Origin of the sequence: Sphingobium sp., assembly GCA_023266575.1 — a bacterium.
GTDB lineage: Bacteria > Pseudomonadota > Alphaproteobacteria > Sphingomonadales > Sphingomonadaceae > Sphingobium.
Genome location: JAHFPV010000002.1, coordinates 358,258 through 367,228 on the forward strand (window position 1 = coordinate 358,258; position 8,971 = coordinate 367,228).

At 64.2% G+C, this 8,971-nt stretch carries 12 protein-coding genes; 6 read left to right on the forward strand and 6 right to left on the reverse strand.

Annotation, left to right across the window (positions count from 1 at the left end; genetic code table 11):
* The first annotated feature begins 3 nt into the window (after positions 1-3).
* The 5 genes from hrcA to Q0D44_RS04180 all read left to right on the forward strand — a co-directional run bounded on the left by hrcA (position 4) and on the right by Q0D44_RS04180 (position 3,934).
* The gene (gene hrcA, locus Q0D44_RS04160) at positions 4-1,050 is read left to right on the forward strand and encodes a heat-inducible transcriptional repressor HrcA (RefSeq protein ID WP_294132821.1); all 1,047 of its coding nucleotides are present in this window, start codon (positions 4-6) and stop codon (positions 1,048-1,050) included.
* On the forward strand, positions 1,047-1,598 hold the full coding sequence (grpE, locus tag Q0D44_RS04165) for a nucleotide exchange factor GrpE (RefSeq protein WP_294132824.1): 552 nt from the start codon (positions 1,047-1,049) through the stop codon (positions 1,596-1,598). The genes hrcA and grpE overlap by 4 nt, the downstream gene beginning before the upstream one ends.
* Positions 1,599-1,673: 75 nt before the next feature.
* Complete coding sequence (locus Q0D44_RS04170; RefSeq protein ID WP_294132826.1) at positions 1,674-2,915, forward strand: threonine synthase; 1,242 nt, start codon at positions 1,674-1,676, stop codon at positions 2,913-2,915.
* Between the two features lie 92 nt (positions 2,916-3,007).
* On the forward strand, positions 3,008-3,652 hold the full coding sequence (locus Q0D44_RS04175; protein WP_294132828.1) for a PadR family transcriptional regulator: 645 nt from the start codon (positions 3,008-3,010) through the stop codon (positions 3,650-3,652).
* A gap of 3 nt (positions 3,653-3,655) precedes the next feature.
* Positions 3,656-3,934 carry a DUF2218 domain-containing protein gene (locus Q0D44_RS04180; protein WP_294132831.1) on the forward strand — a complete coding sequence of 93 codons (279 nt, stop codon included), beginning with the start codon at positions 3,656-3,658 and terminating at the stop codon, positions 3,932-3,934.
* Between the two features lie 78 nt (positions 3,935-4,012).
* On the opposite strand, the gene Q0D44_RS04185 is transcribed toward Q0D44_RS04180, so the two are convergent.
* Positions 4,013-5,143, reverse strand: a complete 1,131-nt coding sequence (locus tag Q0D44_RS04185) for a M14-type cytosolic carboxypeptidase (RefSeq protein ID WP_294132834.1) — start codon at positions 5,141-5,143, stop codon at positions 4,013-4,015.
* Positions 5,140-5,739 (reverse strand): hypothetical protein, encoded by a 600-nt coding sequence (locus tag Q0D44_RS04190; RefSeq protein WP_294132836.1) that lies wholly within the window; start codon positions 5,737-5,739, stop codon positions 5,140-5,142. Before Q0D44_RS04190 ends, Q0D44_RS04185 begins: the two co-directional genes overlap by 4 nt.
* Positions 5,740-5,938: 199 nt before the next feature.
* On the opposite strand from Q0D44_RS04190, the gene ykgO reads away from it, so the two are divergent.
* The gene (ykgO, locus tag Q0D44_RS04195; protein ID WP_003046794.1) at positions 5,939-6,064 is read left to right on the forward strand and encodes a type B 50S ribosomal protein L36; all 126 of its coding nucleotides are present in this window, start codon (positions 5,939-5,941) and stop codon (positions 6,062-6,064) included.
* Positions 6,065-6,113: 49 nt separating this feature from the next.
* Here ykgO and Q0D44_RS04200 read toward each other — a convergent pair whose 3' ends face one another.
* The 4 genes from Q0D44_RS04200 to grxD all read right to left on the reverse strand — a co-directional run bounded on the left by Q0D44_RS04200 (position 6,114) and on the right by grxD (position 8,915).
* Entirely contained in the window at positions 6,114-6,278 is a 165-nt protein-coding gene (locus Q0D44_RS04200; protein ID WP_294132838.1) for a hypothetical protein, read from the reverse strand.
* Between the two features lie 46 nt (positions 6,279-6,324).
* Positions 6,325-7,854 carry a M56 family metallopeptidase gene (locus tag Q0D44_RS04205; protein WP_294132841.1) on the reverse strand — a complete coding sequence of 510 codons (1,530 nt, stop codon included), beginning with the start codon at positions 7,852-7,854 and terminating at the stop codon, positions 6,325-6,327.
* Positions 7,851-8,228 carry a BlaI/MecI/CopY family transcriptional regulator gene (locus Q0D44_RS04210; protein ID WP_119744706.1) on the reverse strand — a complete coding sequence of 126 codons (378 nt, stop codon included), beginning with the start codon at positions 8,226-8,228 and terminating at the stop codon, positions 7,851-7,853. Before Q0D44_RS04210 ends, Q0D44_RS04205 begins: the two co-directional genes overlap by 4 nt.
* Before the next feature lie 354 nt (positions 8,229-8,582).
* A complete protein-coding gene (gene grxD / locus Q0D44_RS04215; protein WP_294132846.1) occupies positions 8,583-8,915 on the reverse strand; it encodes a Grx4 family monothiol glutaredoxin in 333 nt (110 codons plus the stop codon).
* Between the last annotated feature and the right edge of the window lie 56 nt (positions 8,916-8,971).

Below are 8,971 nucleotides of genomic sequence, written 5' to 3' on the forward strand. Positions count from 1 at the left end.
CCGATGACGCCAACGACACCCATGACCGAATTGAACGAGCGCGCGCGCGACGTCTTTCGCCTGGTGGTGGAAAGCTATCTGGGTACGGGCCTGCCCGTCGCATCGCGCACGTTGAGCAAAATATCCTCGCTCAGCCTGTCGCCTGCCTCGATCCGCAATGTGATGCAGGATCTGGAGGAGCTGGGCCTGCTGGCCGCGCCGCATACGTCGGCGGGGCGGATGCCGACCGAAACCGGGCTGCGGCTGTTCGTCGACGGGATGATGCAGGCAGCGCTGCCATCGGCGGAAGAACGGCGCGCGATCGAGGCGGGGCTGGCCGAGGCCGGGCCGATCGAGGAAGCCCTGTCCGCCGCCACTGCTGCGCTGTCGGGCCTGTCGGCCTGCGCGGGGATCGTCATGGTGCCAAGGCGCGAGCCGGTGTTGCGCCAGTTCGGTTTCGTGCCGCTGAATGACCGGCAGGCGCTGGCCGTGCTGGTCGGGCAGGACGGGTCGGTCGAAAATCGCGTGCTGGACCTGCCGCCCGGCGTGTCCCCCTCCATGCTCAACGAAGCGGCCAATTTCATGTCGGCGCGCTTTGCGGGCATGACGTTGCGGCAGGCGGGCGACCGGCTGGCGCAGGAGATGGAGAGCGAACGTAGCGCGCTGGATGGCGCGGCGCGGGAGCTGGTGGAGCGCGGCATCGCCATCTGGTCGCATGACGCCGATGACAGGCCGGTGCTGATCGTCCGCGGCCAGGCCCATCTGATCGACGATGGCACGGCGGCGGACCTGGAACGGGTGCGGCAATTGCTGGAGCAGTTGGAGGGCAAGCAGGAAATATCCCGCCTGCTGGAAAGCGCATTGGCGGGCAGCGCGACCAAAATCTTCATCGGATCGGAAAACAAGCTCTTTTCCCTGTCGGGTTCTTCGGTCATAGCCGCCCCCTATCGTGGCGCGGACGGCCGGGTGGTCGGCGTGGTCGGCGTGATCGGCCCCACGCGCTTGAACTATGCACGGGTGATCCCCATGGTGGATTTCACCGCACAAACGCTGTCGAGATTGATGAGATGAGCGAAGAAAATTTGAACGTCGAAAATACCGAAGTCGTGGACCAGTTGCCGGAGGATGCGCCCGTGGCCGATGCCAGTGCAGAGCGCATCGCCGCGCTGGAAGCGGAACTGGCGACCGCCAAGCAGGACATTCTCTATGCCCATGCCGATACGCAGAATGTGCGCCGCCGGCTGGAAAAGGAGCTGGCCGACACGCGCGCCTATGCCGCGACCAATTTTGCCCGCGACATATTGTCGGTGGCCGACAATCTGAGCCGCGCGCTCGCCACCATCCCCGCCGACCTGCGCGAGGATGAGAAGTTCAAGGGTCTGGTCGTCGGGCTGGAAGCCACCGGCCGCGAGTTGGAGGCGGTGTTTGGTCGCAACGGCATCAGCAAGATCGAATCGGTCGGCCAGCCGCTCGACCCCAACAAGCATCAGGCGATGATGGAAGTCCCCTCCGCCGATGCCGCGCCCGGCACGATCCTGATCGAGATGCAGGCAGGCTATATGATCAAGGACCGGCTGCTGCGCCCGGCCATGGTTAGCGTGGCGAAAGCGCCGGAATAAGACATATCCACCCCTCCCGTTCGCGGGAGGGGTTTTCAAGGGTGGGCCGGGGGGCACAGACCAAAGGATACCCCGTTGCGCCACGACCTGAACCTCACCACCGATCGTCCCACCTTCGTCACCCATCTGGAATGTTCGCTGACCGGCGAGCGTTATGCGGCGGACCAGTTGCATGGTCTGTCGACGGCGGGGAAGCCGTTGCTGGTGCGTTATGATCTGGACGGGGTGCGGGCTACGCTGACCAAGGACGCATTGGCGCAGCGGCCCATGGATTTGTGGCGCTGGCGCGAATTGCTACCGGTTCGGAACACCGCCAACATCATCAGCCTGGGCGAAAATGCGACGCCCCTAATCCCGCTACCGCGAACCGCCGCGCGGCTGGGTGGCGGCCATCTGATCGCCAAGGATGAGGGCCGCCTGCCCACTGCCTCCTTCAAGGCGCGCGGGCTGGTGATGGCGGTGTCGATGGCCAAGGAACTGGGCGTGACCCGGATCGCCATGCCCACCAACGGCAATGCGGGCGCGGCGCTGGCCGCCTATGCCGCGGTCGCCGGGATGGAGGCGATCATCTTCTGTCCCGACGATACGCCCGAAATCAACGTGCGCGAGATCGCGGCGCAGGGCGCGCGGGTCTATCGCGTCAATGGGCTGATCGACGATTGCGGCGCGATCGTCGGGCAAGGGGCGAAGGAACGCGGCTGGTTCGATTTCTCGACGCTGAAGGAACCCTATCGGATCGAGGGCAAGAAAACGATGGGGCTGGAACTGGCCGAGCAGCTGGACTGGGAATTGCCCGACGCGATTTTCTACCCCACCGGCGGCGGCACCGGCCTGATCGGCATGTGGAAGGCGTTTGATGAACTGGAGCAGATCGGCTTCATCGGATCGAAACGCCCAAAAATGTTCGCGGTGCAGGCCGAGGGATGCGCGCCGATGGTCCGCGCTTTCGATCAGGGCGAGGAATTTGCCGAACGCTGGGAGGATGCCCACACCATCGCCATGGGCATCCGCGTGCCGCGCGCGGTGGGCGACTTCCTGATCCTGCGCGCGGTGCGGGAAAGCGGCGGCGCGGCGCTGGCCGTGTCGGATGCCGCGATCAGCGCGGCGGTGCGCGATGTGGCGCGCGACGATGGCCTGCTGCTCTGCCCGGAAGGCGGCGCGACCCTGGCTGCCTATAGCCGGGCGCTGGACGAAGGGCTGATCGGACGCGATGAGCGTGCGCTGCTGTTCAACTGCGCCAGCGGTCTCAAATATCCGCTGGAGGATCATTCGCGGGTTCTCGACCGGCACGCGGCGATCGATTTCGCCGCGCTCTGATGCACTTAAGATGTAAAAGATATATCTTAACTCTTGACGATCCTAATTTTTACGATATATCTCAATGCATCATGAAACATACTGAAAGACAAATGATGCATTTCCCTCACACACAAGGCGGCCATGGCGGCCGTCACCATGGGCATGGCCTGCGCGGTTATGGCCGCTTTGCTAGCCCCGACGGATTTGGCCGGGGCGGCTTTGGGCGCGGCGGTGGCGCTCCCTTTGGGGATGGACCAATGGATGGTGGCGGCCGGGGTGGACGCGGCGGTGGGCGGCGGCGGTTGTTCGACAATGACGCGCTCAAGCTGATCCTGCTCAAGCTGATCGCCGACACGCCGCGCCATGGCTATGATTTGATCCGCGAGATCCAGACCCTATCGGGCGAGGTCTATGCGCCAAGCCCCGGCGTGGTCTATCCCACGCTCACGCTGCTGGCCGATATGGGCCTGATCGCTGAACAGCCCGGCGAAGGCAGCCGCAAGCTGTTTGCCATTACCAACGAAGGCACGGCCCATCTGGTAGAGCATCAGGCCGGGCTGGCGCTCGTGATGGAGCGGATCGCTTCGCTGGCGCAAAAGGCCGAGCGCACCGACGGCGCACCGCTGCGCCGGGCAATGCATAATCTGCGCATGGCGATCCAAGGGCGGCTTGAAAAGGAAGGGGCCGACGCCCAGACCATGTTCGACGTCGCGTCCCTGATCGACGAGGCCGCCACCAAGATCGAAAGGCTCTAAGTCATGACGCTGACCGCCCATGTCCCCACGCCCAATGCCAGCCGCTATCTCCAGCAGCTATGCAAACATTGGAGCCACAAGTTCGAGACGGAGTTTGATCCGCAATCGGGCGTCATCGCCTTTCCGATGGGCCCGATCCGCATGGCCGCGCAGGAGGAGGCGCTGGTGGTGACGATCGATCCGACCGCCGACGCCGATGTCGCGGTGTTCAAGAAGGTGGTCGCGGAGCATCTCGACCGCTTTGCGTTTCGGGAAGCGCCGCTGGCATTTGATTGGAAATAGGTTGGGTGTTCCCGCGCAGGCGGGTACCCAGGCCCACGGTCTGAACTGGGTTCCCGCCTGCGCGGGAACACGTCATTGTTAGATATCCCCGATAATCTCCGCCAGCACGGCCAGGCAATCCTTGCCCAGTTGGGCGGAGCGGGCGGGGGACCAGCCGAAATCGGCGTCGGGCAGGTCGTCATTATCTTTGAACGGCATTTCCAGCGTCATCGCCACCGCGCCAAAGCGTTCGGCGACCTGATTGGTGGACATGGAGAGGTTTGCCCGCCCTTCCCCCGCCACCGGATAGCCCAGCCGCGTCTGGAAATCGGGCGTGCGGGCGGCCAGCGTGTCGCGATAGCGGTGGTAGAGGGTCAGTTGGTGTTCGGTGATCGACGGGATGCCTTCAAAACCGGCGATGAACACGGCGGGGATGGCTTCGTCGCCATGCACGTCGATGGCAAGATCGACGCCGGTTTTGTCCATCGCAGCGCGGACCAGAAACACCTCCGGGCTGCGCTCCATCGACGGTTCATGCCATTCGCGGTTGAGGTTCACGCCCACCGCATTGGTGCGCAAATGGCCCCGGCGGCTGCCGTCCGGGTTCATATTGGGCACCAGATGGATCGTCGCCTGCTGCCGTAGCAGGCGCGCGACCGAATCCTCTTCGTCACACAGCCGTTCCAGCGCGCCTTCCATCCACCATTGCGCCATGGTTTCGCCGGGATGCTGGCGGGCATAGAGCCACACCTGTTTCGGCCCTTCGCCTACGCTCAGCAGGTCGATCGGCTGGCCGTCCAGCGTCAGCCCCAGTTCGCGATGGGTGACGCCCGGCTGGCAGGCGGCAAAAGCGATCAGGTCGTGGTGGCGCTCCATCGAATAGGGCGCAAAATAGGCGACCCAGAGCGCATTGCTGTCCGGCTCCAGCCGGATCGTCAGCGTGCCATTGGCATAGCTGGTATCGGCCTGGCTCCAGGTTTCGCGATCCTCGCTCACCCGCGCCTTATAATTGGCCCAGCCGTCAGGATAGGCCGACCCGCCGCAATTGACGATCGCCAGTTCCACGGAGCGTCCGGCAGCATTGGCCACGCGGAAATGGAACCATTGATAGAAATCGCTCTGATGGTCGGTCACGATTTCCAGTTCGGCGCGGACACCCTCTGGCGTGTCGATGATGGAAAGGACGCGGATATTGCCGCTGTCGAATGCACTGGTGATGGAAATGGTCATTTGACGGTTATAGTGCGCCCGGATTCGCCGGGATAGCCCCCGATCAGCGCAGCGCTCAGCTTTTGTGCCGCAAGGCCTGGTTGCGCGGCGGGCGTGCCTTCGCGGGCCTGCGTCAGGGCGCGGCCTTCCCAGATCATCGTCGAATCGGCGCGACGGCGCAGCTGCACCTGCAATTCGGTCGTGACAATATCCTTGGGCTTGCCCGACAGGTTGATGCCGATGCCCACGCCCAGCCCGGAATAGCCGCCGCTACCGATGCCGCCGCCCACGCCGACGCTGACCGGCTTGTCGCTGCTGCGGTCGATGCCAGCGGGGCGGAAGCTGCGGCGGAAGGCGACGCTGGCGACATAGTCGCTGGTTGCGCCTGCGGTAACAGGGGTGAAACCGACACGCTGCCATTCCTGCGCCACGGCGGCGGCATAGGTGCGGAATTCCAGGCTGATATCGGGATTGCCACGCATTTCCTCCACCGCGATCGTGCCGCTGCGCGCGGGATCACCGATATGGAAGCGGGTGACCTCCACCGGGGGAATCGCCGTTGCGCACGCGCTCAAGGACAGGGCAAGGCTGGCGGCAAGGATCAGGCGCTTCGACATGGCATCTACTCCAACGGGACATATTCCGCTAAACGGCACGGACAGCATAATTCCTTCACCGCTCCAAGCCATCAACTTGCTGCACGGGGGATGAACGGAGGCAAAAGTCGCGCCGCCGGACTTGACTTAAGGCCGTCCCGCCCATAGGGGCAGCGCTTCGATTTTCCGCTAAAGCCAGATTCTAAGAAGGCAGACTTCCATGAAGATCCGCAACTCGCTCAAGTCGCTCAAGGACCGTCATCGCGATAACCGCGTGATCCGCCGTCGCGGCCGCACCTATGTGATCAACAAGACCAACCGCCGCTTCAAGGCCCGCCAGGGCTAAGCCATGCGGTGAGGCCAGCCGCCGTCCTTTGCGACGGTCGGCAAGCCTTTCATGATATTGGGACCGTAGAGTCCTGTCCGAGCGCCTGATCGATGCCGATCAGGCGCTCGACGCATTTGTGCGGCATCAGGTGATTCGGGCTGCGAGTGAAGGCGATCGCACCGATGGCCTGATCTTCACGGCACGTAAAAAAACCATCCATAGGCAGACCCATGGATGGCTTTCGCCTTCGCAATCCGGTTGAGCCGGCCGAGCGCGGGTCAGTCCCCTTGCCCGTCCATCTTGGCAATTTCATCGTCCAGATCGCGCAGCACGTCGGCGCGAATGCGATCGGTCATATGGGCCGTGCGGGCGACCTGGGCGCGGGCCGTCACCAGCCCGGCGCGGGCGGCGCGATGGGCCTGCGCCTCGATCTGCGCCTCGCAGATGCGGACGCGGATGGTGCGGCGACCATCGCTGTCCACGCTTTCGCGCTTGCTGACGGTCTGGTCGCCCTCACAGCCGTTACGGACATCGACACGCGGCACCATGCGGCGGATTTCGGCCTCGGTCGGGATGTGGTGGCGCTCGACCCGGCCATCGGCATGAGTGATGGTGATCGCGTTCTTCTCTTCGCGCACAGTGACAGGCGGCACCGCTGGCATGGGCGGCACTGGCGCGACCGGCGCGATCATGTCGGCGGCAGGGACGATCGGCGCAGTTGGCGCGGGCGGCGGTGCGGCTGCCATTTCCGCGTCGATCCTGGCCGCGGTGGGGGCGGTGGGCGTTTCCGGCCATGCATCGACGGTCTGTGGCACTGTGGCGGCGGCGGGTTGGGCCACCAGATTGGAAAGCCGTGCAAAGTCTGCGGTTTCGACTGTGTCGCTGATCGCCGCCATCTGCTGCGCGGCGCGGCTGCCCGATGCGGTGAGGGCAAGGCCCGTGGCGGTGACAATGGCGACGGCGGCCATGCCCCAGCTGATCCGCTGGAGCGAAATTTCGTGGCGCGAAAGCATGAGGAGCCTCCCCTTCAAGGTTGTGATTCGGGTCAGATGACAGGCGGCGGCGAACTGGCGGCCACCGGCGGCTTTCAGGATGGCGCGGCCATAGATATGGGCCTGATCCTGGCCATAGAGCGCCAGCACGCGCGCGTCGCAGGCGGTTTCCTGATCGGCGCGATAGGCGCGATAGGCGATCCAGGCGATGGGGTTGCACCAGTGGATGGCGAGCAGCGCCAGCGCGACCATATTCGCGGCGAGATCACCATGGGCATGGTGGGCGCGTTCGTGCGCGATCGCCATCTCCTGTTCCAGCGCGTCATAGCGCAGCGCGAAATCGGCGGGCAGGACGATGAACGGCTGAAACACGCCAAAGGCTAGCGGCCCGCTGGCGTGCGGGCTGGTGATCAGGCGGATGCGGCCTTCCTCCCCGATCGGCGTCGCGCCGGTCAGCATGTGCCGCCGGAACCGCGCATAGCCGACCGCCTGGATGATCAGGAAGGCCAGCATCCCGGCAAACCAGAGGCCGATGCCGACCTCCAGCCAGGGAAAGGCGGTGTCGGTCGCCACCTGTGCCATCGGCGCGACGGTCAGCAGGTCGGGCAGGCCCGCCTGATCGACCGCGACATGCAAGGGTGAAGGGCTGGCGACATCGCCGGGCAGCGCTGGCAGCAGCATCCGGGCGAAAGGCACGGCCCAAAGGCAATAGGCCGCCCCTGCCCCCAGCCAGCGCGCCACGGGTCGGCGCAGCAGCATGACCAGCGCCATCAGCAGCGTCGTGGCAATCAGCGTTTCGACCATCCAGACGCTCATGATTTCAGCCCTTTCAGGATTGCCTCAAGCTCGGCAATATCATCCTCGGTCAATTGGTCCTGGCTGGCCAGTTGCGCGACCAGCGGGGACACCCGCCCGCCGAACAGCCGGTTGACCAGCCGCCCCGATTCGCTGGCGACATAATCCTCCCGCGCGACCAGTGGGCGGTAGAGGAAACGACGGCCATCCTGATCGGCGGCGATCACATCCTTGGCCATCAGCCGCGACAGCAATGTCTTGACCGTCTGCGCGCTCCAGTCGCGGGCGTCGGTGACGCGATCGGCCACGTCATTGGCGGTCAGCGGCGACTGCTCCCACAGCGCCTCCATCACCACCAGTTCGGCTTCGCTGATCTTTTCACCCGTCTGCGCCACGCGACTCTTGCCTCTTTTTCAACTACAGATGTAATCGCATTGATTACGATTGTAGTCAATGGGGGCAAAGTCGCCGTCGGCTATGCCACCAGAGCAGCCGCAAAATGTCGGAATATTTGACAGATGCCACCGCGTCGCGCGCGCCATTAACCCTTGCAGCTGCGGATTTGCGCGCCCTGATGTTTCTGGCACGGCGGTTGCGTCTCTTACTCCCGTAACCCACCGTGTAACTACCCTGGGGGTGCTGGCCGATCTCCGCCGGCACCCCCAACCCGGTGGCTTCCCTCAATCCAGCAATAAAAAAGGCGGCCCGATGATCGGACCGCCCCTTATGACGTCATATCTGAACGTTGGTCAGTTCGCCGCCGCGACGCCCTGATCGGTCATCAGCTGGTGCAGTTCGCCCGCTTCATACATTTCCATCATGATGTCGCTGCCGCCGACAAATTCGCCCTTTACATAGAGTTGCGGGATGGTCGGCCAGTCGGAAAAGGCCTTGATGCCCTGACGGACGGCCTGGTCCTGCAACACATCGACCGTCTCATAGGCGACGCCCAGATGCTCAAGGATGGCGATGGCGCGGCTGGAAAAGCCGCACTGGGGGAAGAGCGGCGTGCCCTTCATGAACAGCACCACGTCGTTGGCGCCCACGATTTGCGCAATCCGCTGATGCACGGCGTCGGTCATGATCGAAAGTCCATTCCTGTCTGGCGCCGCTTGTGGACGCAAATCTGTGATGCGGG